28 protein-coding genes are annotated in these 24,784 nt (G+C 58.0%); 23 read left to right on the top strand and 5 right to left on the bottom strand.

What is annotated here, in order from left to right; genetic code table 11:
• Positions 1–5: 5 nt before the first annotated feature.
• From flhF to RHM55_RS05385, 13 genes are all read left to right on the top strand, one after another.
• Positions 6–1,328 carry a flagellar biosynthesis protein FlhF gene (gene flhF, locus RHM55_RS05445; RefSeq protein WP_322179994.1) on the top strand — a complete coding sequence of 441 codons (1,323 nt, stop codon included), beginning with the start codon at positions 6–8 and terminating at the stop codon, positions 1,326–1,328.
• A 111-nt stretch (positions 1,329–1,439) separates the two neighbouring features.
• Entirely contained in the window at positions 1,440–2,273 is an 834-nt protein-coding gene (fleN, locus tag RHM55_RS05440; RefSeq protein WP_322179992.1) for a flagellar synthesis regulator FleN, read from the top strand.
• Complete coding sequence (gene fliA, locus RHM55_RS05435) at positions 2,270–3,010, top strand: RNA polymerase sigma factor FliA (RefSeq protein WP_322179990.1); 741 nt, start codon at positions 2,270–2,272, stop codon at positions 3,008–3,010. Before fleN ends, fliA begins: the two co-directional genes overlap by 4 nt.
• A 263-nt stretch (positions 3,011–3,273) precedes the next feature.
• Entirely contained in the window at positions 3,274–3,648 is a 375-nt protein-coding gene (locus RHM55_RS05430; RefSeq protein ID WP_322179988.1) for a chemotaxis response regulator CheY, read from the top strand.
• A 19-nt stretch (positions 3,649–3,667) separates the two neighbouring features.
• Entirely contained in the window at positions 3,668–4,456 is a 789-nt protein-coding gene (locus RHM55_RS05425; RefSeq protein ID WP_322179986.1) for a protein phosphatase CheZ, read from the top strand.
• Positions 4,457–4,489: 33 nt separating this feature from the next.
• Positions 4,490–6,706, top strand: coding sequence for a chemotaxis protein CheA (locus tag RHM55_RS05420; RefSeq protein WP_322179984.1), 2,217 nt, complete (start codon positions 4,490–4,492; stop codon positions 6,704–6,706).
• Between the two features lie 51 nt (positions 6,707–6,757).
• On the top strand, positions 6,758–7,900 hold the full coding sequence (locus tag RHM55_RS05415; protein ID WP_322179982.1) for a chemotaxis response regulator protein-glutamate methylesterase: 1,143 nt from the start codon (positions 6,758–6,760) through the stop codon (positions 7,898–7,900).
• Positions 7,900–8,640: a flagellar motor protein gene (locus tag RHM55_RS05410; protein ID WP_322179980.1), complete on the top strand. Its 741-nt coding sequence runs from the start codon at positions 7,900–7,902 to the stop codon at positions 8,638–8,640. Before RHM55_RS05415 ends, RHM55_RS05410 begins: the two co-directional genes overlap by 1 nt.
• Positions 8,641–8,650: 10 nt before the next feature.
• Positions 8,651–9,538, top strand: coding sequence for a flagellar motor protein MotD (motD, locus tag RHM55_RS05405; protein WP_322179978.1), 888 nt, complete (start codon positions 8,651–8,653; stop codon positions 9,536–9,538).
• A 44-nt stretch (positions 9,539–9,582) separates the two neighbouring features.
• The gene (locus RHM55_RS05400) at positions 9,583–10,371 is read left to right on the top strand and encodes a ParA family protein (RefSeq protein WP_219060466.1); all 789 of its coding nucleotides are present in this window, start codon (positions 9,583–9,585) and stop codon (positions 10,369–10,371) included.
• 105 nt (positions 10,372–10,476) lie between these two features.
• Positions 10,477–11,295, top strand: coding sequence for a CheW domain-containing protein (locus RHM55_RS05395; protein ID WP_322179975.1), 819 nt, complete (start codon positions 10,477–10,479; stop codon positions 11,293–11,295).
• Between the two features lie 54 nt (positions 11,296–11,349).
• Positions 11,350–11,829, top strand: a complete 480-nt coding sequence (locus RHM55_RS05390; RefSeq protein ID WP_322179973.1) for a chemotaxis protein CheW — start codon at positions 11,350–11,352, stop codon at positions 11,827–11,829.
• Positions 11,830–12,258 carry a DUF2802 domain-containing protein gene (locus tag RHM55_RS05385; RefSeq protein ID WP_322179971.1) on the top strand — a complete coding sequence of 143 codons (429 nt, stop codon included), beginning with the start codon at positions 11,830–11,832 and terminating at the stop codon, positions 12,256–12,258. It begins immediately after the preceding gene.
• A 17-nt stretch (positions 12,259–12,275) separates the two neighbouring features.
• Here the strand turns inward: RHM55_RS05385 and RHM55_RS05380 are convergent, their stop codons facing one another.
• Positions 12,276–12,599 carry an EscU/YscU/HrcU family type III secretion system export apparatus switch protein gene (locus RHM55_RS05380; RefSeq protein WP_322179969.1) on the bottom strand — a complete coding sequence of 108 codons (324 nt, stop codon included), beginning with the start codon at positions 12,597–12,599 and terminating at the stop codon, positions 12,276–12,278.
• The gene (locus RHM55_RS05375) at positions 12,599–14,176 is read right to left on the bottom strand and encodes a flagellar hook-length control protein FliK (protein WP_322179967.1); all 1,578 of its coding nucleotides are present in this window, start codon (positions 14,174–14,176) and stop codon (positions 12,599–12,601) included. Before RHM55_RS05375 ends, RHM55_RS05380 begins: the two co-directional genes overlap by 1 nt.
• 197 nt (positions 14,177–14,373) lie before the next feature.
• Here RHM55_RS05375 and ccmA point away from each other — a divergent pair, with 197 nt between their 5' ends.
• The 10 genes from ccmA to RHM55_RS05325 all read left to right on the top strand — a co-directional run bounded on the left by ccmA (position 14,374) and on the right by RHM55_RS05325 (position 21,815).
• Positions 14,374–15,009: a cytochrome c biogenesis heme-transporting ATPase CcmA gene (ccmA, locus tag RHM55_RS05370; RefSeq protein WP_322179965.1), complete on the top strand. Its 636-nt coding sequence runs from the start codon at positions 14,374–14,376 to the stop codon at positions 15,007–15,009.
• Positions 15,006–15,677, top strand: coding sequence for a heme exporter protein CcmB (gene ccmB, locus RHM55_RS05365; RefSeq protein WP_219060472.1), 672 nt, complete (start codon positions 15,006–15,008; stop codon positions 15,675–15,677). The genes ccmA and ccmB overlap by 4 nt, the downstream gene beginning before the upstream one ends.
• Positions 15,678–15,756: 79 nt before the next feature.
• Positions 15,757–16,542, top strand: coding sequence for a heme ABC transporter permease (locus tag RHM55_RS05360; RefSeq protein ID WP_322182748.1), 786 nt, complete (start codon positions 15,757–15,759; stop codon positions 16,540–16,542).
• Positions 16,539–16,715: a heme exporter protein CcmD gene (gene ccmD, locus RHM55_RS05355; protein ID WP_322179963.1), complete on the top strand. Its 177-nt coding sequence runs from the start codon at positions 16,539–16,541 to the stop codon at positions 16,713–16,715. The genes RHM55_RS05360 and ccmD overlap by 4 nt, the downstream gene beginning before the upstream one ends.
• Positions 16,712–17,179, top strand: a complete 468-nt coding sequence (ccmE, locus tag RHM55_RS05350; protein WP_219060474.1) for a cytochrome c maturation protein CcmE — start codon at positions 16,712–16,714, stop codon at positions 17,177–17,179. The genes ccmD and ccmE overlap by 4 nt, the downstream gene beginning before the upstream one ends.
• Before the next feature lie 4 nt (positions 17,180–17,183).
• Positions 17,184–19,157 (top strand): heme lyase CcmF/NrfE family subunit, encoded by a 1,974-nt coding sequence (locus tag RHM55_RS05345; protein ID WP_322179960.1) that lies wholly within the window; start codon positions 17,184–17,186, stop codon positions 19,155–19,157.
• On the top strand, positions 19,154–19,690 hold the full coding sequence (locus tag RHM55_RS05340) for a DsbE family thiol:disulfide interchange protein (RefSeq protein WP_322179958.1): 537 nt from the start codon (positions 19,154–19,156) through the stop codon (positions 19,688–19,690). The genes RHM55_RS05345 and RHM55_RS05340 overlap by 4 nt, the downstream gene beginning before the upstream one ends.
• Complete coding sequence (locus RHM55_RS05335) at positions 19,687–20,157, top strand: cytochrome c-type biogenesis protein (protein WP_322179956.1); 471 nt, start codon at positions 19,687–19,689, stop codon at positions 20,155–20,157. The genes RHM55_RS05340 and RHM55_RS05335 overlap by 4 nt, the downstream gene beginning before the upstream one ends.
• Positions 20,154–21,395, top strand: coding sequence for a c-type cytochrome biogenesis protein CcmI (gene ccmI, locus RHM55_RS05330; protein WP_322179954.1), 1,242 nt, complete (start codon positions 20,154–20,156; stop codon positions 21,393–21,395). Before RHM55_RS05335 ends, ccmI begins: the two co-directional genes overlap by 4 nt.
• A 12-nt stretch (positions 21,396–21,407) precedes the next feature.
• Positions 21,408–21,815, top strand: coding sequence for a hypothetical protein (locus RHM55_RS05325; protein ID WP_322179952.1), 408 nt, complete (start codon positions 21,408–21,410; stop codon positions 21,813–21,815).
• A gap of 56 nt (positions 21,816–21,871) precedes the next feature.
• Here the strand turns inward: RHM55_RS05325 and RHM55_RS05320 are convergent, their stop codons facing one another.
• The 3 genes from RHM55_RS05320 to RHM55_RS05310 form a co-directional block, all read right to left on the bottom strand.
• The gene (locus RHM55_RS05320; protein ID WP_322179950.1) at positions 21,872–22,870 is read right to left on the bottom strand and encodes a sulfate ABC transporter substrate-binding protein; all 999 of its coding nucleotides are present in this window, start codon (positions 22,868–22,870) and stop codon (positions 21,872–21,874) included.
• Positions 22,871–22,981: 111 nt separating this feature from the next.
• Complete coding sequence (locus tag RHM55_RS05315; protein WP_322179948.1) at positions 22,982–23,815, bottom strand: ion transporter; 834 nt, start codon at positions 23,813–23,815, stop codon at positions 22,982–22,984.
• A 225-nt stretch (positions 23,816–24,040) separates the two neighbouring features.
• Complete coding sequence (locus RHM55_RS05310; protein ID WP_322179945.1) at positions 24,041–24,649, bottom strand: TetR/AcrR family transcriptional regulator; 609 nt, start codon at positions 24,647–24,649, stop codon at positions 24,041–24,043.
• Positions 24,650–24,784 lie beyond the last annotated feature (135 nt).

Raw genomic sequence — 24,784 nt, 5'->3', positions numbered from 1 at the left:
GAGTCATGCAAGTTAAGCGTTTTTTCGCCGCCGACATGCGTCAAGCCATGAAATTGGTCCGTGATGAATTGGGCGCTGATGCCGCCATCATTGGCAACCGGCGGATTGCCGGTGGTGTAGAGCTGACTGCTGCCCTGGATTACAAACTTTCCGCGCTGGCACCGCGTGTGCCGAACATTGAACTCGAAGACGAACTGCGCAAAACCCAATCTCGCATCGTCTCTGCTCAGGCTGAACTCGGCACCCGTGGCGATAGCGATTCATCGATCAATCGCCAGCTTTATTCCGGCCTGCCGTTGACCGCTGGCGACTCGCACATTGAGCCGACCTTCAGCGAGCCGCCGCGTCCAGCCGCTCCGGCCACTGCCGTTGAGCCCGTCGCTGGGCAGCATGCTTATGAGTCCATGCGTTTTGAGTTGAACGGTCTGCGCGAACTGCTCGAAGTGCAACTCGGTTCGTTGGCCTGGAATCAACTGCAAGGCAGCCGTCCGCAGCAAGCCAACCTGTGGCGTCGCCTGCAACGCATTGGTCTGTCGGGTCCGTTGTCGCGGGACCTGTTGGCGATGATCACCGATATTGAAGAACCCCGTCAGGCGTGGCGCATGTTACTGGCCCACTTGGCGCGGATGATCGTGACGCCCGACGTCGAACCTCTGGAGGAGGGCGGCGTGATCGCCATGGTCGGTCCGGCAGGGATGGGCAAGACCACGACGCTGGCGAAACTGGCAGCACGGTATGTCTTGAAATATGGTCCACAAAATATTGCACTGGTGAGCATGGATAGCTATCGGATTGGCGCCCAGGAACAGCTGAAAACCCTGGGCCGTATTCTCAATGTGCCGGTCACTCATATCGACCCGGGCCAGTCGCTTGGTCAGGCGTTGGAGCCATTGGTACGCAAGCGCGTGGTCTTGATCGACACCGCCGGCCTGCAGGCAAGCGATCCAGCACTGCGCCTGCAACTGGAAAGCCTCGCAGGTCGTGGTATCAAGGCGCGTAATTATCTGGTGCTGGCAACAACCAGCCAGAAACAGGTTCTGACCGCGGCATACCACAGCTACAAACGTTGCGGTCTAGCCGGCTGCATTCTCACCAAACTGGATGAAACCGCCAGCTTGGGTGAAGTGTTAAGCCTGGCAATCAGTCATGAATTACCGGTGGCCTATCTGACGGATGGGCCACGGATACCGGATGATTTGCACTTGCCGCGCCGGCACCAATTGGTGAGTCGAGCGGTCAGTGTGCAAATGCAGGAAGAGCCGAGCGAGGAAGCTATGGCGGATATGTTCGCGGATCTTTATCACAGCCCGAACAAAAGGGTTGGGTAAAGCAAGACACTGGAATGTACCTACATCATGGTCTGCCTTGCTTTGTTCTCTCAACGAACTTGCAGTCAGTAATGTGGCCTCGGTCTAAGCAACACAAGGTAAAGAAATAACATGGGCAGCATGCATCCCGTACAGGTTATCGCGGTGACCGGTGGCAAAGGTGGCGTCGGCAAGACCAACGTGTCAGTGAACTTATCACTGGCTCTGGCTGAGCTCGGTCGGCGCGTCATGCTGCTGGATGCCGACCTGGGTCTGGCTAATGTCGATGTGTTACTCGGCTTGACCCCCAAACGCACCCTCGCCGACGTTATCGAAGGACGCTGCGAGCTTCGCGATGTGCTGCTTCAGGGGCCGGGCGGGATTCGTATCGTGCCGGCTGCGTCCGGCACCCAAAGCATGGTTCACCTGACGGCAGCACAACATGCCGGTCTGATCCAGGCCTTCAGCGACATCGGCGATAACCTCGATGTACTGGTGATCGACACGGCTGCGGGCATCGGTGAATCGGTCGTCAGCTTCGTGCGCGCGGCCCAGGAAGTATTGCTGGTGGTGTGTGATGAGCCGACCTCGATCACCGATGCTTACGCGCTGATCAAACTGCTCAACCGCGATTACGGGATGAACCGCTTCCGGGTGCTTGCCAACATGGCACAAAGCCCTCAGGAAGGCCGCAATCTGTTCGCCAAGTTGACCAAGGTCACTGACCGCTTCCTGGATGTCGCCCTACAATACGTCGGCGCCGTGCCTTATGACGAATGCGTACGTAAAGCCGTGCAGAAGCAGCGCGCCGTATATGAAGCGTTCCCGCGTTCCAAGTGCTCCCTAGCGTTCAAAGCTATCGCACAGAAAGTTGACACTTGGCCGTTGCCGGCCAACCCGCGCGGGCATCTGGAATTTTTCGTTGAGCGGCTCGTACATCCAGCGAGTGCAGGACCGGTGCTATGACAGCCAGCGGCTATCGCATGTACAGCAAGGTGTCAAAAGACTCCCAGTACGAGCTGATCGAGCGTTATGCGCCGCTGGTTAAACGCATTGCTTATCACCTGCTGGCGCGGTTGCCAGCCAGTGTGCAGGTCGAAGACCTGATCCAGGCTGGCATGATTGGTTTGTTGGAAGTCTCGACTAAATACGACGCCACCAAGGGTGCGAGTTTCGAGACCTATGCCGGGATTCGTATTCGTGGCGCCATGCTCGATGAGGTGCGCAAGGGTGATTGGGCCCCGCGTTCTGTGCATCGCAATACACGCATGGTCAGTGACGCAATTCGGGCAATTGAAGCTAAAACCGGTCGTGACGCTAAAGATCACGAGGTTGCGGCCGAACTCCAATTGAGTCTCGATGATTATTACGGGATTTTGAATGACACCTTGGGCAGTCGGCTATTCAGTTTCGACGATCTGTTGCAGGACGGCGAACATGAAGGGCTGCACGAGGATGGCGCAAGCGCTCACCTTGAGCCGTCGCGCGATCTGGAAGATGAACGCTTCCAGGCTGCGTTAGCAGATGCGATAGCCAATTTGCCAGAGCGCGAGCGACTGGTATTGGCGCTGTACTACGACGAGGAGCTGAACCTTAAGGAAATTGGTGAGGTATTGGGGGTCAGCGAGTCGCGGGTCAGCCAGTTACACAGCCAGTGCGCAGCTCGTTTGCGAGGGCGTTTGGGGGAATGGCGAGCGCGTTGACAGGCAGTGCGTGGCCCTTGGTGGTTTCGCGCTATCTGCAGGCTGGCTGTGCAAAGCGTTGCGTGCGAAGAAAATAGGACTAGGCAGGAGCCGGTCAGTCAGGGTCCTGTAAGACCTGCTGTGCCCGTTTCCCGACCTGTTGATTTACCAAGCTCGTCGTCGTTTTCGTGCAGCCGTTGTGTGCTGCGCCGGTTTTTGATTGAACAGCGTATTCAGGTGCTGAATGCGTTAAAGACTGCTTGGAGGTCGAATTGAACAAGAACATGAAAATCCTCATCGTTGATGACTTCTCAACGATGCGGCGGATCATAAAAAACCTGTTGCGTGACTTGGGGTTTACCAATACGGCTGAGGCGGATGACGGGGTTACCGCGCTGCCGATGCTGCAAAGCGGGAGCTTCGATTTTTTGGTGACTGACTGGAACATGCCTGGCATGTCCGGCATCGATCTGTTACGCCATGTGCGTGCAGATGAACGCCTCAAGCATCTACCGGTGTTGATGGTAACGGCTGAAGCCAAGCGTGATCAGATCATCGAAGCTGCTCAGGCCGGTGTGAACGGTTACGTGGTCAAGCCCTTCACGGCTCAAGTGCTGAAAGAAAAGATCGAAAAGATCTTCGAGCGCGTCAATAGCTGATGTTTGCCGCGAGGGCTCTATGGAGCACACAGATTCGTCATCGGGCGACTTTGAGTCGACCCTGAAAAAACACGCACACGAGTTGGTCGATAGCCTTGAAAAGGGCCGGTTCGGCGACGCTGCGCAACTGATCAATGAGCTTAATAAGGCCCGCGACAGCGGCCTGTATCAGGAAGTCGGCAAACTTACTCGCGAACTGCACAGTGCCATCGTCAATTTTCAGATTGACCCGAACACGCCGCAAGCCGAGGAAGTCTCGCAGATCAATGATGCTACCGAGCGGCTGTCCTATGTGGTCAGGCTGACCGAGGCAGCGGCCAACCGCACGATGGATCTGGTGGAGCTCAGTACACCGCTGGTGGGTGGGCTTGGCACTGAGGCTGCTGCTTTGAGTGTCGATTGGGGACGCTTCATGCGTCGCGAAATCGGCGCCGAAGAATTTCGTGAGCTGGCTCGGCGTGTCGATGGTTTTTTGACGCGCAGCGAAAAGGAAACCCGGGAAGTGTCGGGCCACCTCAACGATATTTTGCTGGCTCAGGATTATCAGGACCTTACCGGTCAGGTCATCAAGCGCGTGACCCAGTTGGTCACGGAAGTCGAAAGCAACCTGCTCAAACTGGTACTGATGGCCAGTCAGGTCGATCGTTTTGCCGGGATCGAACATGACCATCAATCGATACGCGTAGAAAAAGAACAAGAAAAACATCTGTCTCAGGGTGAAGGTCCGCAGATTCATGCCGATAAGCGTGATGACGTTGTGTCCGGACAGGATGATGTTGACGATCTGCTATCCAGCCTGGGCTTCTAGGTCGGTTGATGGTTAATTTTAGGGAGCACCCCAATGAGCTTCGGCGCCGATGAAGAAATCCTTCAGGATTTTCTGGTAGAGGCCGGCGAGATTCTCGAGCTATTGTCCGAGCAGCTGGTCGAGCTGGAAAGCCGACCTGATGATGCGGACTTGCTTAATGCAATTTTTCGCGGTTTTCACACTGTAAAAGGGGGCGCCGGCTTCCTCCAGCTCCATGAGCTGGTGGAGTGCTGCCACATCGCCGAGAACGTCTTCGACATCCTGCGCAAGGGTGAGCGTCGCGTCGACTCGGAGTTGATGGACGTGGTCCTTGAAGCATTGGATGCGGTCAACGGTATGTTCACTGAAGTGCGTGAGCGCACTACCGTGACCCCGGCCACGCCCGAATTGCTGGCTGCATTAGCACGTTTGGCAGCGCCAGCGTCTGCCGATGAGATCGCTGCGGCAGCGCCCGCCAGCGTCGAAGAGCCACCTGCTGAGGCCGCAGGCGACATCACCGATAACGAATTCGAGCAGTTGCTCGATTCGCTCAACGCCGTCAAGGCGCAAGCGGCCGCTTCAGCTGCGGCCCCCGCAGCAGTAGTTGCGATGCCTGCTATTGACCCCAATGCCAGCGACGAGATCAGTGATGCTGAATTTGAATCGCTGCTCGATCAGTTGCACGGGAAAGGCCAGTTCGCCGCCGATGCCGTGCCTGTTCAGGCTGCGCCTGTGGCGACCGCGTCAGCGAGCAATGAGATCACCGACGACGAGTTCGAAGCACTGCTCGATCAGTTGCACGGAAAAGGCTCGTTCGTAGCCGATGCTCTGGAGTCTGGGGTACTGGCTCCAGTGGCCGTCGCCAAGGCGCCTGTCAGTGCTGCGGGCGGCGATCAAATCTCCGATCACGAATTCGAAGCGTTGCTTGATGAGCTGCATGGCAAAGGCAAGTTTGAGCCTGAAGCCGTTGTGGCAGCTGTTGCCCCTGCACCTGTCGTAGCTAAAGCCGCAGTGGTGAAGGCGCCTGCGCCGGCCAAGGCTGTTGCTGCAGCCCAGGCTCCGGCCAAAGCGCCCGTACCGGAGAAGCACGCGGCGTCTGAAGCTGAAACCACGGTGCGGGTCGACACCGCACGCCTCGACGAAATCATGAACATGGTCGGCGAGTTGGTGTTGGTGCGGAACCGCCTGGTTCGTCTGGGTCTCAACAGTGGCGACGAAGCCATGTCCAAGGCGGTGTCGAACCTTGACGTGGTCACGGCTGATCTGCAGACCGCGGTGATGAAAACCCGCATGCAGCCGATCAAGAAAGTCTTTGGCCGCTTCCCACGACTGGTTCGCGACCTTGCACGCCAGCTGAAGAAAGAGATCAATCTGGAGCTGGTCGGCGAAGAAACCGACCTGGACAAGAACCTGGTCGAGGCCTTGGCCGACCCGCTGGTCCACTTGGTGCGCAACGCTGTCGACCACGGCATCGAAACCCCGGAAGAACGCGAAGCATCCGGGAAAGCCCGATGCGGTCGGGTAATTCTGGCGGCTGAGCAGGAGGGTGACCATATCCTGTTGTCGATTTCCGATGACGGCAAGGGCATGGACGCCAACGTGTTACGTGCCATCGCCGTGAAACGCGGGGTGATGGACAAGGACGCTGCGGATCGCTTGAGCGAAACCGATTGCTACAACCTGATCTTCGCGCCGGGCTTCTCGACCAAAACCGAGATTTCCGACGTATCTGGGCGCGGCGTGGGCATGGACGTGGTGAAAACCAAAATTGCCCAACTCAATGGCTCGATCAATATTTACTCGACCAAGGGCCAGGGTTCGAAGATCGTCATCAAGGTGCCGTTGACCCTGGCGATCATGCCGACCCTGATGGTGATGCTTGGCAATCAGGCTTTTGCCTTCCCGCTGGTCAACGTAAACGAGATTTTCCACCTCGACCTGTCGCGGACCAACGTTGTCGACGGCCAGGAAGTGGTCATCGTGCGCGACAAGGCTTTGCCTCTGTTCTATCTCAAGCGTTGGCTGGTGGCCAAGGCCGCTCACGAGGAGCAGCACGAAGGTCATGTGGTGATCCTGTCGGTCGGCACCCAGCGTATCGGTTTTGTCGTCGATCAGTTGGTGGGTCAGGAGGAAGTCGTCATCAAGCCGCTGGGCAAAATGCTGCAGGGAACACCGGGTATGTCAGGCGCCACCATTACCGGTGACGGTCGAATTGCCTTGATTCTCGATGTACCAAGCATGCTCAAGCGTTACGCTGCACGGCGTATTTGATTCTGGGGCTGCGGGCCGCTTTTGGTGCCCGCAGCACCTAACGGAGTGTTTATGGCAGTCAAGGTCCTGGTGGTGGATGATTCAGGTTTCTTCCGCCGCCGCGTCTCGGAAATTCTTTCTGCGGACCCGAATATCCAGATAGTCGGCACGGCGACTAACGGCAAAGAAGCCATCGAGCAAGCGCTGGCGCTGAAACCCGATGTGATTACCATGGATTACGAGATGCCAATGATGGATGGCATCACAGCAGTGCGTCACATCATGCAGCGCATTCCGACACCGGTCTTGATGTTCTCCTCGCTGACCCATGAAGGCGCCCGGGTTACGCTGGATGCGCTGGATGCGGGTGCGGTCGATTTCTTGCCCAAAAACTTCGAAGACATCTCGCGCAACCCCGAAAAGGTCAAACAGCTGCTGTGCGAAAAAATTCACACTATTTCGCGCAGCAACCGTCGTTTCACTGGCTACAGCACTCCGACTCCGGCGCCGCAGGTGGCTGTGTCATCGGGCGCAACTTCCAGTAGCGCTTTGAGTGTCGGGTCGACGACTCCCCGCGCTGTACCCGTACGCTCGCCGACAAACGCTTCCTCGGCGCACGTGCCAGCGCATGCGTCGCCTGCTCCAAAGCGCAAAGCCTACAAGCTGGTGGCAATCGGTACATCAACGGGTGGCCCGGTGGCATTGCAGCGCGTGTTAACGCAACTGCCCGCCAGCTTCCCTGCACCTATCGTCCTGATTCAGCACATGCCGGCAGCGTTTACCAAGGCGTTCGCCGAGCGTCTGGACAAGCTGTGTCAGATCAGTGTCAAAGAAGCCGAAGACGGTGATATTTTGCGTCCGGGTCTGGCATTGCTGGCCCCTGGCGGCAAGCAAATGATGATCGATGGTCGCGGCGCGGTGAAGATCCTGCCCGGTGACGAGCGCTTGAATTACAAACCCTGTGTGGATATTACCTTCGGTTCTGCGGCCAAATCCTACGGTGACAAGGTGTTGGCGGTGGTACTCACCGGTATGGGGGCCGATGGTCGCGAGGGTGCTCGCCTGCTCAAGCAGGGTGGTAGCCATATCTGGGCGCAGGATGAGGCAAGCTGTGTGATTTACGGCATGCCTATGGCGATCGTCAAAGCCGACCTGGCGGATGCGGTGTACAGCCTGGACGAGATTGGCAAGCATTTGGTCGAGGCCTGTCTCTGATGGATGTGCTGAGCCTGATTGGGATCATCCTGGCGTTTGTCGCCATTATTGGCGGCAATTTCCTGGAGGGCGGACACCTGAGCGCCTTGCTCAATGGTCCGGCAGCCTTGATCGTACTGGGTGGAACTCTGGCGGCTTCGCTGCTGCAGTCTCCCATGAGTTCTTTTATGCGAGCCCTGCAGATTGTTGGCTGGATTCTGTTCCCGCCACGCATCGATCTGTCGGGTGGGATTGACCGTGTCGTCAACTGGAGCCTGATTGCACGCAAGGAAGGGCTGCTCGGGCTTGAAGCCATCGCCGACGGGGAACCCGATACCTATTCGCGCAAAGGCTTGCAGTTGTTGGTCGACGGTGCTGAACCCGAAGCGATTCGGAGCATTCTGGAAGTGGACTTCATGACCCAGGAAGCACGCGATACTCAGGCGGCCAAGGTTTTCGAGAGCATGGGTGGCTACGCGCCGACCATCGGCATCATCGGCGCGGTTATGGGCTTGATTCATGTGATGGGCAACCTCGCCGAGCCAAGTCAGTTGGGCAGCGGGATTGCCGTGGCATTCGTCGCGACTATCTACGGGGTGGCTTCAGCCAACCTGATTTTGCTGCCGATCGCGAGCAAGCTCAAAGCGATTGCCCTGCGTCAGTCGCGTTATCGCGAAATGTTGCTCGAAGGCATTTTGTCTATCGCCGAGGGCGAGAACCCGCGCTCAATCGAATTGAAACTGCAAGGTTTCATGGAGTGATGCAATAGTCATGGCCCGCCGTCGCCGTCCCGAAGAGCATGAAAATCACGAACGTTGGCTGGTGTCTTACGCGGACTTCATCACCTTGTTGTTTGCTTTTTTTGTGGTGATGTATTCGATTTCATCGCTCAACGAGGGTAAGTACAAAGTTCTGTCGGAGGCCTTGAATGGTGTATTCAGCGATGCCGAGCGCAGTCTCAAACCGATTCCTATCGGTAACGAGCGCCCCCTGACGGTCAGACCGGCGGAACCATTGATTCGGGACAGCGAGGAGGTCGATGCGGGTTTGTCGCCAAGCTCGATTGACCCGCTGCAGGCGATTTCGAACGATGTGCGCAGTGGCTTTGGCGATTTGATCAAGTCCAATCAGTTGACGGTTCGCGGCAATGAACTGTGGATTGAGATCGAGCTCAACTCCAGTCTGTTGTTCGGTAGCGGCGATGCCATGCCCAGTGACATGGCATTCAATATCATAGAGAAGGTCGCGAAGATTTTGCATCCCTTCGACAACCCGGTGCACGTTGAAGGTTTCACCGATGACCAGCCGATCCGCACGGCGCAGTACCCGACCAACTGGGAGTTGTCGTCGGCGCGGGCGGCAAGCATCGTGCGCATGCTGGCGATGGATGGGGTTAACCCGGCTCGCATGGCATCGGTGGGTTACGGCGAGTTTCAGCCGGTGGCTTCAAATACCACGGCCGAGGGGCGCGCCCATAACCGGCGCGTGGTGCTGGTGATTTCGCGCAATCTCGAGGTACGCCGCAGTCTTACTGGCTCCGGCACTGCCAATGCAAAACCGGATGCCGCGTTGAAGCGTGCTGGCACACAAACTGCACCGACCCACCGTACGCAGCCGGTAAGTGGGAACGCCGTCAATTCCCCGTCACCCGCCTTATAGTCAATTCTCGGTATGGCAAGCGTCATGTCGGGAGGAAAAGCACAATGAGAGTCTGGGCAGTAGCCAATCAAAAAGGTGGCGTCGGTAAGACCACCTCTTCCATCGCTTTAGCTGGCTTGCTGGCAGAGGCGGGCAAGCGCGTGGTCGTTGTCGATCTCGACCCTCATGGTTCCATGACCAGTTACTTCGGGCACAACCCCGACACGCTGGAGCACAGCGCTTATGACCTGTTTCTGCACAAGGGTGTCGTGCCCGATGGTCTGCCCGGTCAGTTGCTGTTGCCGACCAGCGATGAGCGCATTTCCCTGCTGCCATCGAGTACAGCGCTGGCGGTGCTGGAGCGTCAGTCGCCGGGGCAAAGTGGCCTGGGGCTGGTGATTGCAAAAAGTCTGGCGCAGCTTTGGCAGGATTTTGATTACGCCATCATCGACAGTCCACCGTTACTCGGCGTGTTGATGGTCAATGCTTTGGCGGCCAGTCAGCAGTTAGTCATTCCAGTGCAAACCGAATTTCTGGCGGTCAAGGGCCTTGAACGCATGGTCAGCACGCTGGCGATGATCAATCGTTCGCGCAAACAGGCGCTGCCTTACACCATTGTTCCAACCTTGTTCGACCGCCGCACGCAGGCGTCCATGAGTACCTTGAGGGTGCTGCGCGACAACTACCCGGAAAACATCTGGAAGGCGTACGTGCCAGTGGACACCCGTTTGCGCGATGCCAGCCGGGCCGGGCTGACGCCCTCGCAGTTCGACAACAAAAGTCGTGGCGTGGTGGCCTATCGGGCGCTGCTCAAAGACCTGCTTTCCCAGCAACTTGTTGCTCAGGTCGCTTGAGGTGTTGGTGCGTGACTCTCGGACACATTCAAGTCGGGCGCCAGCGCAGCCGATAACAATAAACAGTGAATGTTATTTCTACGGTACTTGTTTATGGGCACCCTTATGAGCCGCCCTGTCGATATAGCAACACGGCCACAATTGGCGCTGCAGTCTTATCTGGATGCCTTGCTGCAGGAAGCGACTGAAGAGCTGACGCTCAGCTCCAGTCTTGACGAATTCCAGGCGGCGGTACTTGAAGAGCAGGCACGCGATGCAGTGGTTCGCGCGGCGCTCAATTCGCCAGTGGTTGCGGTTGCCACGCCTGCGCCGGTTGCCGTTATCGCTGATGTTGCACTGCCGGAACCTGTTTTAGAGGCGGTTGAGACTCCGGTTGTGACCTTGGTTGAGCCTGTGGTCGAGGTGCATCTTGCGGCCGGTCATCGCACGCCGCCGCCATCGTCTGCTGACGGTAGGCCGGCATGGGCTGCCGAGCCGTTCGAATGCCTGTTATTCGATGTCGCCGGGCTGACCCTGGCCGTGCCGTTGGTGTGTCTGGGCTCGATTTATTCGCTGGAAGGGCAGGAGTTGACGCCGCTGTTCGGTCAGCCGAACTGGTTTCTTGGCATTCTGCCCAGCCAGAGCGGGAACCTGAAGGTGCTCGATACCGCACGCTGGGTCATGCCGGACCGTTACCGCGACGATTTACGTCAGGGCCTGCAATACGTTATCTCGGTTCAAGGCTATGAGTGGGGGCTGGCGGTGCATCAGGTCAGCCGCTCGTTACGCCTGGACCCGAACGAAATCAAATGGCGCACCCACCGAGGCCAGCGTCCCTGGCTGGCGGGCACAGTGATCGAGCATATGTGCGCGCTGTTGGATGTTTCCGAATTGGCCGAGCTGATAGCCAGTGGCGCGGTCAAGCAAATGCACACCATCAAATAATCATAGGGCGGTGCAAAGCACCGTCTGCACAGCACACACTTGAGGGGTTAGGGTATGAATAGGTCGTCAGCACAGGGTTCCGAAGATCCTATCCTGCAGTGGGTTACCTTCCGTCTGGACAACGAGTCTTACGGCATCAACGTGATGCAGGTTCAGGAAGTGCTGCGCTACACCGAAATCGCCCCTGTGCCAGGCGCGCCAAGCTATGTGCTGGGGATCATCAACCTGCGCGGCAACGTTGTGACTGTCATCGACACCCGTCAGCGTTTCGGCCTGGCTCCGGTAGAAGTCAGCGACAACACCCGCGTCGTGATCATCGAAGCCGACAAGCAAGTGGTCGGGATTCTGGTCGATAGCGTGGCTGAAGTGGTTTATCTGCGTCAGTCCGAAGTCGAAACTGCGCCGAACGTAGGCAATGATGAGTCAGCCAAGTTCATTCAGGGCGTGTGTAACAAAAACGGTGAATTACTGATCCTCGTCGAGCTGGACAAGATGATGTCCGAAGAAGAGTGGTCGGATCTGGAGAACATCTGATTGATCTTAGAGGCTGCTGTCATTTTTCTGGGCCTTCTCTGGGCATTGTCACTGGTGCTGTTCCTTGCGTACAGCAAACGCCAGCGGCTATTGGTTGCGCAGCAGGCCGAAGATGACGTGTTGCGCGATCAGCGGGTCAAGGAGTTGGCCAGGCGCCTGGATGACTACCAGAGCGGCACCATTCGCATGGGTGAAGACCTGCACGAACTGCGCGCGGTGGTTGGGCCCTTGCCTGACAAATTGATTCAGCTCGAACAGCGCGACCCCTCCAGCCTGTCGTTTGCCCAGGCAGCACGACTGGTCGGCATGGGTGCGAGTGCCGATGAACTGACCCAGTCTTGCGGTCTGACTCAGGCAGAAGCTCGGCTGATGAGCAAAATGCACCAGTCGCCCGGGCGTAGATTGGGCATGGAAGAGTCCGACAACTAAACCGTGCTGCGTCGTTTTCAGGCGGTCGGCGTTATATCTCTTTCCACAGGCGGTGCATCTGGATCCTGCCCTTCGGGGAATTTGCCTTTGAGGTGCCAGGCGAACGCGATGATTTCGGCGATGGTGCGGTACAAGGCCTCGGGAATGCTGTCACCCAGTTCCATGCGAGCCAGCAATTTGACTAGCTCGGCATTCTCATAGATAGGCACGTCATATTCCCGGGCGATGGTCAGGATAGCCTCGGCCAACTGGTCATTGCCTTTGGCGGTAAGCGTAGGCGCGTGTTGCCCGTCGTAGCTGAGGGCGATTGCCTGGCGCGGGGTATGTTCGGATTGAGTCATCAGGCGGTCTCGTCGATCCAGCGTTGTTCCAGGGCGGTGCGCGGCCCTTGTGGTGGTGTGCCGTGACGGCAGGCCAGTTCGCCAACAGTCAGACCAGATGCGATCAAGCGGTCGCGCAGGTGGTCCAGTTCCTGGGTAATCAGGTTCGCGCTTTCAGCGCGTTCGGCCCACAACTGACTGGACAAGCTGCCTCTGATCAATTGCGCCTGGACCTGCAATGGTCCCAGTGGCTCAAGATCAAACGCCAGTTCAACTCGCCACAGTTTTTCCTTGGCAGGCTTGACCGTATTGTCATCCTTGTCGGCTGGCTGGTCCTTGTCCGGCGTTTCCTCGCGCTGCAATTTGACCTGCAATGGCACAATGTCCTGCAGGTTGCGCATCGGTATTTCCAACTGCCATGTGGTCAATTGAGTTCCGTCGGCGGTCGTGCGGGTCTGTTCCAGGCCTGACAGTTGATGGCTTTGCAGGCGCGACACTGCTGCGGCGGCAAGTTTGAGCAGGGTCTCCAAGTCTTCGCCATGTTCGCCATTCATAGTACGCGAGGGCAGAGGGAAGCTACTGGGTTGCGCGCGAGGACTGACCAGGCCTAACGTTCCCAAGGCGCTGCGGATCATGCTGGGCATGACGCGGGCCAGGGTGTTTGCGGCTGCGGCTGCGTCATAATTGCTGTTGCCGGGCAGGCCGGGAAGAATTTGCGCGATCAGGCGCATCAGGTTGGCCTTCAAGTCCGGGGCTGCGGCGGGGTTCTGACCACTGAGTAATTTGGCTTCAAGGAACAGTCCGCTGCCGTTCAACGCCTGTGCGAGCGTTTTTGGGTCTGCGAGTTGACGGATATCCGGCAGGTCGTCCAACAGGGTCTCGATGCTGGCGCGCAGGTTGGGTGGCAGATCGCCGTCTTGCTGGACGGTCTGCAGCGCTTTGATCAGCCCGTCCAGTGAACCCTGGCGGCTTTGCTGAACGCTCAGTTGTTGCGCAACCGCCAACTGGTCGAGCCGACCACTCAGCGGCACGAAGTTCAGCGCCTGCGCTCCCTGGACTTGCGCACTGAGCAGGCTGCCGACGGTCAATGGCTTTGGGCTGTCCACGGTCAGGCTGGCACCGGCCAGCAGGGTGTTGAGCAGGCTGATCACGTTCCGGTACAACGCCGGTTGGCCCGCGCTTTGCGCGAGCGCCTGGCTGCTCATTACGGTGCCCTGTAACAACGTACCCACCGGTAATTGTTTGGTGTCGATACTCGTCAGGGTGGCGACGGCGGCGCTCAAGCTTTGCTGCACAGTGATTGCCAGACTGCTCGGCGTTGGCTGGGTGACGATCAGGTTGGCGCCGGCGGGTAGAGGTCGCTGGCTGATGGCTTCTACCAATGCCTGGCGGCCACCGTCCAGCGTCAGCCGCATTAGCACTTGAAATGCCTGATCGACCGGTTTCAGGTTCACGACTTCGGCCTTGACTGACTCGCCAGCGGCCACCAAACCGTCCACAGGTTGTATCAATTTGAGAATTTCATTCGGTGTAACGCCCGCTTTCACCAGAGCGGTGGTCGGGGCAAGCGGTGCAAGGCTGCTGATGTCGCCTGTCATGGGTTACAACCTGTCGAAATTGCCCTCTTGGTATCAGGACATGACATGTATAATGCCGCCCCGTCTACGGTGGCGCGCATAAGAACGTCTGCGATCCACGGTTTCAGGCTGGATGTTCATTTAATCGTCATCAGTATAACGGCTGCTGTTTAGCCGACTTGAACCGCTCAGCTCTTGATCAAAAGAAAAGGTCAGCCATGCCCAGCCCTCTTCTAGAAGCCGTGGCGCTTGCTTGCGAGCGTGACTGGCGGATGCTCTTCGAGAATCTCGAATTGCGTCTTGCCGCCGGTGACATGCTGCAAATCAGTGGCCCGAACGGCAGCGGCAAGACCAGTCTGCTGCGGTTGTTGGCCGGGTTGATGCAGCCCACCTCAGGTGAAGTCCGGCTCAACGGCCAACCTCTGGCGCAGCAACGCACCGAGCTGGCACGCAATCTGCTCTGGATAGGTCATGCCGCAGGCATCAAGGACCTGTTGACCCCGGAAGAGAACCTGACCTGGCTCTGTGCCTTGCACCGCCCTGTCGAGCGCGATGCGATCATGCAGGCGCTGGAGTCAGTTGGCCTGCGCGGCTTTGAGGATGTGCCGTGTCACACCTTATCGGCCGGACAGCAACGACGAGTGGCATTGGCGCGTCTGTATCTGGCAGGGCCGCCTTTGTGGATTCTGGATGAGCCCTTTACAGCTCTAGACAAACAAGGTGTGGCCCAACTTGAAGAACATTTGACCAAACATTGCGAGCAAGGTGGCATGGTAGTTCTGACCACCCATCACACGCTGACCCGGATTCCTGCCGGCTATCGGGACCTTGATCTGGGGCATTGGGCTGTATGAGTCACGTTTTTACCCTATTGGTCGCCCGTGAAGCGCGTCTATTATTTCGTCGCCCGGCGGAATTAGCCAACCCGCTGGTGTTTTTTGCAATTGTGATCGCCATGTTTCCGCTGGCCGTCGGCCCGGAGACTCAATTGTTGCAAACCTTGTCACCGGGATTGGTCTGGGTGGCGGCGTTATTGTCAGTCCTGCTCTCGCTTGACGGGCTGTTTCGCAGTGATTTTGAAGACGGTTCTCTGGAGCAGTGGGTCCTTTCGTCGCACCCCCTGGCTCTTCTAGTTCTGGCCAAGGTACTGGCACACTGGGCGTTTTCCGGGTTGGCGCTGGTATTGTTGGCACCGTTGCTGGCGCTGATGTTGGGTTTGCCCGGTGAATGTGTCCCTGTGTTGCTGATTTCGCTGCTGCTGGGCACACCGGTATTGAGCCTGCTGGGTGCGGTGGGCGCGGCGTTGACGGTAGGCTTGAAACGCGGTGGACTGTTGTTGGCGTTGTTGATTTTACCCCTGTACATCCCGGTATTGATCCTTGGCAGTGGCGCGTTGCAAGCGAGCCTGCAAGGGATGCCGGCAACGGGTTATCTGCTCTGGCTTGGCAGCCTGACCGCCTTGGCAGTGACCCTGACACCTTTTGCAATAGCGGCTGGGCTGAAGATCAGCGTCGGCGAATAATTGAGGTTCTGATCACGCCCGCATACGACGGCTGGCGATCAGTAAAGACCCTGGATGCACCGTGATGAAAGGCAACGTGATGAAAGCGAGCATCAGTTGGGCCTGGTTCCACAAACTGGGCTCACCTAAATGGTTTTATGGCATCAGCGGGCGAATGCTGCCTTGGCTGAGCATCGCCGCCGTATTACTGATCGGCATCGGCCTGGTGTGGGGGTTGGCCTTTGCGCCGCCCGATTATCAGCAGGGCAATAGCTTTCGCATCATCTATATCCACGTCCCGGCAGCCATGCTCGCTCAGTCTTGCTACGTAATGCTCGCGGTCTGTGGTGTGGTCGGGCTCGTCTGGAAGATGAAAATTGCCGATGTCGCGCTGCAATGCGCCGCGCCCATTGGCGCCTGGATGACCGCCGTGGCACTGGTCACCGGCGCTATTTGGGGTAAACCGACATGGGGTTCGTGGTGGGTCTGGGATGCGCGACTAACGTCGATGTTAATCCTGCTGTTTCTGTACTTCGGTCTTATTGCATTGGGCCAGGCAATCAGTAACCGTGACAGCTCGGCCAAGGCCTGTGCGGTACTGGCGATTGTGGGCGTGATCAACATCCCGATCATCAAGTATTCGGTGGAGTGGTGGAACACTCTGCATCAGGGCGCGACCTTCAGCCTCACCGAGAAACCTGCGATGCCGGCCGAGATGTGGCTGCCGTTGCTGTTCATGGTGTTGGGTTTCTACTGTTTCTTTGGCGCGGTGCTGTTGCTGCGTATGCGCCTTGAAGTGCTCAAGCGCGAAGCGCGCAGCAGTTGGGTCAAGGCCGAAGTTCTGAAAAGCCTCGGTCAAGTCCCGGTCAAAGGAGCCCCGCTGTGAGTTTTGCCTCCTTCAGTGATTTTCTCGCCATGGGTCACCATGGTTTATATGTGTGGTCGGCCTATGGCATCAGCCTGTTGGTCATGGCCCTCAACGTGGCGTGGCCGGTGCTGGCGCGTCGGCGTTACCTGCAACAAGAGGCGCGACGTTTGCGCTGGGAGAATAAGAAGTGAATCCGCTGCGTAAAAAACGTCTGTTGATCATCGTCGCGATTCTGGCGGGGGTCGGCATTGCCGTGACCCTGGCTTTGAACGCGTTGCAGCAGAACATCAACTTGTTCTACACCCCGAGTCAGATCGCTAATGGCGAAGCGCCGCATGACACGCGCATTCGCGCAGGTGGCATGGTCGAGAAAGGATCGTTGCAACGCTCCGGCGATTCACTGGACGTCAGGTTCATCGTCACCGACTTCAACAAGTCGGTGACCATCACGTATCGCGGCATTCTTCCGGACTTGTTCCGTGAAGGGCAGGGTATCGTCGCGCTGGGGAAAATCAACGCCGATGGCGTGGTTGTCGCCGATGAAGTCCTCGCCAAACACGATGAAAAATACATGCCGCCGGAAGTGACCAAAGCGCTGAAAGACAGCGGCCAGTCGGCGCCCATGACGTCCACCACACCATCCAAACAGGGCTGAAACCATGATTCCCGAACTCGGCCATCTGGCCATGATTCTGGCGCTGTGCTTTGCCATCGTGCAGGCAGTCGTGCCGTTGATCGGTGCCTGGCGCGGCGATCGTCTTTGGATGAGCCTGGCCCAACCGGCCGCTTGGGGGCAGTTCGCTTTCCTCGTATTCTCCTTCGCCTGCCTGACCTACTCGTTCATGACCGATGATTTCTCAGTCGGTTATGTGGCCAATAACTCTAACAGCGCCTTGCCCTGGTATTTCAAGTTCAGCGCGGTGTGGGGTGCTCACGAAGGTTCGTTGCTGCTGTGGGCCTTGATCCTTGGCGGCTGGACCTTCGCCGTGTCGATCTTCTCCCGGCAATTGCCGCAAGTGATGCTGGCGCGTGTACTGGCGGTGATGGGCATGATCAGCGTCGGCTTCCTGCTGTTCCTGATCCTCACGTCCAACCCGTTCTCGCGCATCCTGCCGCAAATACCGGCCGACGGCCGCGATCTCAACCCGTTGCTGCAAGACATCGGTCTGATCGTGCATCCGCCGATGCTGTACATGGGCTATGTCGGTTTCTCGGTGGCCTTTGCCTTCGCCATCGCCGCCTTGCTTGGCGGACGTCTTGACGCCGCCTGGGCGCGTTGGTCGCGACCATGGACCATCGTCGCCTGGGCCTTCCTCGGCATCGGTATCACCCTCGGTTCCTGGTGGGCTTATTATGAACTTGGCTGGGGCGGCTGGTGGTTCTGGGACCCGGTGGAAAACGCTTCCTTCATGCCATGGCTGGTGGGTACTGCGTTGATCCACTCTCTGGCGGTCACGGAAAAACGTGGCGTGTTCAAAAGCTGGACCGTGTTGTTGGCGATTGCTGCGTTCTCGCTGAGCCTGCTGGGCACTTTCCTCGTGCGTTCCGGGGTGCTGACCTCGGTGCATGCGTTTGCGTCCGACCCGGCCCGTGGCGTGTTCATCCTGATCTTCTTGCTGACAGTCGTCGGCGGCTCGCTGACGCTGTTCGCCTTCCGCGCACCGGTGGTCAAAAGCCACGTGGGTTTCGCCCTGTGGTCGCGTGAAACCCTGTTGCTCGGCAACAACCTGGTGCTGGTGGTTGCTGCGTCGATGATTCTGCTGGGCACCCTGTACCCGCTGGTACTCGATGCACTGACCGGTGCCAAAATGTCGGTCGGCCCTCCGTACTTCAACGCGTTGTTCGTGCCGTTGATGGCCCTGCTGATGGTCGTGATGGCAGTCGGCATGGTGGTGCGCTGGAAGGACACGCCGGTTAAATGGCTGGTGAGCATGCTTGCACCGGTGCTGGTCGGCAGTGCCATATTGGCCATCGTTGCCTGCTTCGTACTCGGTGATTTCCAATGGGCAGTGCTGGCGACCTTCATGCTTGCGGCCTGGGTATTGCTGGCTGGCGTGCGCGACCTGCTGGACAAGACGCGGCACAAAGGCTTGATCAAAGGTGCTCGCAGCTTGACCCGTAGCTATTGGGGCATGCAAGTGGCCCACATCGGTATTGCCATCTGCGCACTGGGCGTGGTTCTGTCCAGCCAGAATAGTGCCGAGCGCGACCTGCGCATGGCGCCGGGCGAATCGATGGAGCTGGGTGGCTATATGTTTGTTTTTGAGGGTGCCAAGCATGTTCAGGGCCCGAACTATACCTCCGACAAGGGCACCATCCGTGTGCTTGAAAACGGCAAGGAAGTCACCGTCTTGCACCCGGAAAAGCGTCTGTACACCGTGCAGCAGTCGATGATGACGGAAGCAGGCATCGACGCCGGTTTCAGCCGTGATCTATACGTTGCCCTTGGCGAGTCGCTGGGCGATGGTGCCTGGGCGGTACGGGTTCACGTCAAGCCGTTTGTGCGCTGGATCTGGTTCGGTGGCCTGTTCACCGGCTTTGGCGGGCTGTTGGCCGCTGCTGACAGGCGTTACAGGGTCAAGGTCAAAAGCAAAGTGCGCGACGCGTTGGGCCTGTCTGGAGCTGCGGTATGAAGCGCTGGATTCTGCTGGTGCCGCTTGCGCTGTTTTTGGGTATGGCGGCGTTTCTCTACCGGGGTCTGTACCTTGACCCGGCCGAACTGCCTTCAGCGATGATTGGTAAACCTTTTCCTGCGTTCTCGCTGCCGGATGTGCAGAGCGGCAAAATCATCACCCAGGCTGACTTGCTGGGCAAACCTGCCTTGGTCAACGTCTGGGGCACCTGGTGCATTTCCTGCCGTGTTGAACACCCCGTGTTGAACAAGCTGGCGGGGCAGGGCGTGGTGATTTACGGCGTCAACTACAAGGATGTGAACGCCGACGCATTGAAGTGGCTGAAGGAGTTTCACAATCCTTATCAGATAAACATTCGCGATGACGCTGGCAGTCTTGGTTTGAACCTGGGCGTGTATGGCGCACCGGAAACCTTCCTGATCGACAGCAAGGGCGTGATTCGCCACAAGTACGTCGGCGTGATCGACGAGACCGTCTGGCGTGAAAAGTTGGCTGGGTTGTATCAAGGCTTGGTCGATGAGGCCAAACCATGAAGCGTTGGTTAGTCGCAGCTGTTTTAAGTGTCGGGCTCGCTAATGTGGCGCAGGCCGCCATTGACGCCTACGAGTTTCGTGATGAAGCCGAACGCGCCCGTTATAGCGAATTGACCAAAGAGCTGCGTTGCCCTAAATGCCAGAATCAGGACATCGCCGACTCCAACGCGCCGATTGCCGCTGACCTGCGTAAAGAGATCTACCGCATGCTTGGCGAAGGCCAGAGCAATCAGCAGATCATCGACTTCATGGTCGATCGCTACGGTGACTTTGTACGCTACAAGCCGGCGCTCAATTCAAGCACCTGGCTGCTCTGGTTCGGTCCCGGGATCTTGCTGATTGGCGGCGTGCTGGTGATGGGTGTGATCGTGATGCGCCGGCGCGGCAAGCGTGCCGAAGGTGCGGACGTTCTTTCTGACGAGGAGCGTCAGCGCCTCGACCAACTGTTGGATAAAAAACACGAATGATTGATTTCTGGCTAGCTGCCGGCCTGCTGTTGCTGGTGGCCCTGAGTTTCTTGTTGATCCCTGTTCTGCGCGGCGGTCGTCGTGCGCAAAGCGAAGAGGATCGTACCGCGCTCAACGTTGCCCTGTATCAGGAACGCCTGGCCGAGCTACAAGATCAGCAGGAGGAGGGCGTGCTCTCTTCTGTGCAGATGGACAGTGGCCGTGCCGAGGCCGCCCGTGAGTTGCTGGCGGATACCGAAGGCGCCGACATCCCACGCACCTCACGCCTGGGTAAGCCCTTGCCGTTGCTGGCTGCGTTGCTGGTACCGGTATTGGGTTTGGCGCTGTATCTGCATTTCGGTGCCAGCGACAAGGTCGAACTGACTCGCGAGTTTGCCCAGGCGCCGACATCACTGGATCAAATGTCCAATCGTTTGGAGCGCGCGGTAAAAGCCCAGCCGGATTCGGCCGAAGGCATGTACTTCCTCGCCCGCACCTACATGGCTCAGGAGCGTCCAGCCGATGCAGCGAACATGTTCGAACGTGCCGTGGGGTTGGCCGGACGTCAGCCGGAACTGCTCGGACAGTGGGCTCAGGCGCTGTATTTTGCGGGCAACAAGCAATGGTCGGCGCAGATTCAGGCCCTGACCGATGAAGCACTCAAAGCTGATCCTAACGAAGTCACCAGCCTGGGGCTGTTGGGGATCGAGGCATTTGAAGGCGAGCGTTATCAGCAATCTATCGATTACTGGAAGCGTCTGTTGGCTGTACTGCCTGCCGAAGACCCTTCCCGTTCTGCGCTCGAAGGCGGTATCTCACGTGCCGGTGACAGGTTGGTGGCGAGCGGCGGCAAAGTCGCCGTGACACCGACAGTTGCTGCAAAACCAGCGGGTTCCCCAGCGGCCGACAACAAGGTCGCCGGGTTACTCAAGGTTCGTGTCGATCTGACGGCAGCAGTCAAAGCCAGCGTCCAGCCGGGTGATAGCGTGTTCATTTTTGCTCGCGCGACCTCAGGCCCACCGATGCCGCTGGCCGTCAAACGCCTGACCGTGGCGGACCTGCCGGCCGAAGTCGAATTGGCTGATGCCGATGCAATGATGCCGCAACTGAAACTGTCGAACTTTCCGGAAGTCCAACTGGTTGCACGGGTGTCCCGTGCCGGTCAGGCGACCAAGGGTGAGTGGATCGGTCGCAGCAAACCACTGGCCAGCAGCACCACGGCCCAGCAAGCATTGACCATCGACAGTCCAGATCAGTAGAGAGAATGTCCCATGACCGCTGTCGCACGTATCACCTTATTGAGTCTGGTCCTTGGCTTGAGTGCGTGTGCCGTCCAGCACCCCACGGGACCGCAAAGCAGCGAGTCGATTCCGACACTGCCCAGCAAACCGCAATCCGGCAAACCGCACACTGCGCCGCAGACGTCTCCCCAGCGTCCGGCGCCCGCCACTGGCCCCAAAACCTCTGCCCACTTCGCTCCACCGCCGGGTGGTAACTGCCACTGGGATGCGCGCCTCGGTGTGTACGTACTGGATGACGAGGCCGACACCTTCTACCGTCAGCGCACTTACTACCGCTGGAACAACGGCTGGAGTTGGTCGACCGGGCGTAACGGGCCATGGCAGGTGACAGATGCCAATGGCGTGCCGCCGGGGCTGGGGCGTCAGTACGGTCATTGAGTCGGCGTAAAAAAACGGCGACCCCAGGGTCGCCGTTTTTGTTTATGCGCCAGGGCTTATTTCACCGTGTAAATCTGGTCGAAAATACCACCGTCACTGAAGTGGGTTTTTTGCACGGTGCGCCAGTCGCCGAAGGTTTTCTCTACCGAGAGGAAGTCGACTTTAGGGAAGCGGTCGTTGTATTTGGCCAATATGGTCGGATCACGTGGGCGCAGGTAGTTGGTGGCTGCGATTTCCTGGCCTTCAGGGGACCAGAGGTATTTCAGGTATTCCTCTGCAAGGGCACGGCTGCCTTTCTTGTCGACGACTTTATCGACCACGGTCACGGGTGGCTCGGCTTCGGCCGAAACGCTTGGATAAACCACTTCGAACTGATCCCGACCAAATTCCCGGGCGATCATTTCGGCTTCGTTTTCGAAGGTCACCAGCACATCACCAATCTGGTTGGTCATGAAGGTGGTCGTGGCACCACGACCGCCTGTGTCGAGTACAGGCACATTGCTGAATAACTGGCCGACGAACTTTTTCGCGGCCGCTTCATCACCGCCATTCTTCAGCGTATAACCCCACGCCGACAGGTAAGTGTAGCGACCATTACCCGAGGTTTTCGGGTTGGGTACGATCACCTGAACACCGTCCTTGACCAGATCAGGCCAGTCTTTCAGGGCTTTAGGGTTGCCCTTGCGCACGATGAAAACCGTGGCTGAGGTGAACGGCGCGCTGTTGTTTGGCAGGCGAGAGACCCAGTCTTTCGGCACCAGACCACCGTTGTCGGCCAGCGCATTGATGTCGGTGGCCATGTTCATGGTGATGACGTCAGCCGGCAGACCATCGATTACGGAGCGGGCCTGTTTGCTTGAGCCACCGAAGGACATTTGCAGGGCGACGTTTTCATTGTGTTCGGCTTGCCAGTGTTTCTGGAACGCGCTGTTGTAGTCTTTGTAGAAGTCGCGCATCACATCATAGGAAACGTTGAGCAGGGTCGGGGCGGCTTGGGCCACGCTGCCGAAGGCCAGGCCTGCGGCCAGAAGTGAGGCGCCAAAGAATTTGTTCACTGCGCATTCCTTATTGGAGGTGTGGGTGAGGCTGCTGATAGGGCGAGTGGCTCATTGCTGGCGACTATAGCCGGGTGGCTATAGTCATTTAAATACTCAAAAGCAATTTGCTTATGCTTTGTTCTCATTTTTCGGAAACAAGGCATTGCCACACCGCGCGCAAAACGCCGCACTGGGCTGGTGGTCGTTCTTGGCGCAGACCGGACACGTGTGCTCCAGTTGTTCTCCACGCATGGCGTTGGCCAGTTCGGCGGTGAAGATCCCGGTGGGCACCGCGATGATGGAGTAACCGGTGATCATCACCAGCGACGACAACATTTGCCCCAGCGGTGTCTTCGGCACAATGTCGCCGAAGCCTACTGTCGTCAGCGTGACGATGGCCCAGTAGATCCCGATGGGGATACTGGTGAACCCATGTTCAGGGCCTTCGATCACATACATCAGGGTGCCGAAAACGATGACCAGGGTAGTGACGGTGGCCAGGAATACGATGATCTTTTGCTTGCTGCCGCGTAGCGCCGCGAGCAGGTAGTTGGCCTGCTTGAGGTAATGACCGAGCTTGAGCACCCGGAAGATTCGCAACATCCGAATGATACGAATGATCAGCAGGTATTGAGCGTCGCTGTAATACAACGCGAGAACACCGGGCACAATCGCCAGCAGGTCGACCAGGCCATAGAAACTGAAGGCGTAGCGCATCGGTTTAGGCGAGCAGTACAGACGCAGGACATACTCGATGGTGAACACCAGAGTGAACCCCCATTCGATAGTTGCCAGCAGGTTGGCGTAGTCGTGATGAATGCTTTCGATGCTATCGATAATCACCACGACCAGGCTGCTCAGAATGATCAGCAGCAAGGTCTTGTCGAAGCGTCTGCCCGCGACCGTATCGGTCTGAAAGATGATGATGCGTAGCTGTTCCCGCCAGCCGGTGTTGCTGTCCATGGGCTATTTCCGAATTGAGTATGCGTAGAGCCTAGGAGCTTTCCGGTCACCAGTGCAACTGATGATCCAGCGCTGACTGATGTAACAGGCAAGCGCTGGCTTGAACTAACAGAGCCAGCGGGGGTAAAAGATGGGGTCAAGGTGGGCAGGGCATGCACACAGTATCGCCTGCGCGGTGTCGAAGGCGGAGCGGGATCTCTTACAGGTTATGTATCAGCCGCAGTGTCACTTATCGGGCTCACACCCTTTGAGCACCAACCGGATGATGGTCTGCGCGGCGGCTTCGTAGTCGCTGTCGTCGAGTTTGGCTTTGCCGGTGACGGTGGATATTTGCCAGTCAAAGTCGGCGTAGGTCTGGGTCGCGGCCCAGAGGGTGAACATCAAATGGTGCGGGTCGAGCGGTGCAATCTGACCGCTGTCGATCCAGGACTGAATGCAGTCGATGTTGTGTCGGGCCTGGCTGTTGAGCTGTTCGACTTGCTCGGCAGTCAAGTGCGGTGCGCCGTGCATGATCTCGCTAGCGAACACCTTCGAGGCGAACGGCAAGTCGCGGGATATGCGGATTTTCGAGCGAATGTAGCCACTCAGCACCTCAGCCGGTACGCCGTCGCGATTGAACGGCGTCGATGCCTGGAGGATCGGCTCAATGATGCTTTCGAGCACCTCGCGGTAGAGGTTGTCCTTGGATTTGAAGTAGTAGTAGACGTTAGGTTTTGGCAGCCCGGCCTTGGCCGCGATATCGCTGGTCTTGCTGGCTGCGAAACCCTTGTCGGCGAACTCTTCACTGGCTGCGCGCAGGATCAGTTCTTTGTTACGCTCGCGAATGCTGCTCATGAACCAGAGTTTTCCTTGCCTGTGCCAGCGGTTGCGCATGGTAGCACCGGTTTTGCGGCAGGCTCAAGATTGCCCGGGACGGGCGTCCAGCGCGTCACCGGTCTATAGCAAAAAAGCCTGAGTGTTCAGGCTTTT

The organism is Pseudomonas sp. MH9.2 (genome assembly GCF_034353875.1).
Taxonomy (GTDB): domain Bacteria; phylum Pseudomonadota; class Gammaproteobacteria; order Pseudomonadales; family Pseudomonadaceae; genus Aquipseudomonas.
Note: the sequence above shows the minus strand (reverse complement) of the source record. Positions and strands in the feature narration are given on the sequence as shown.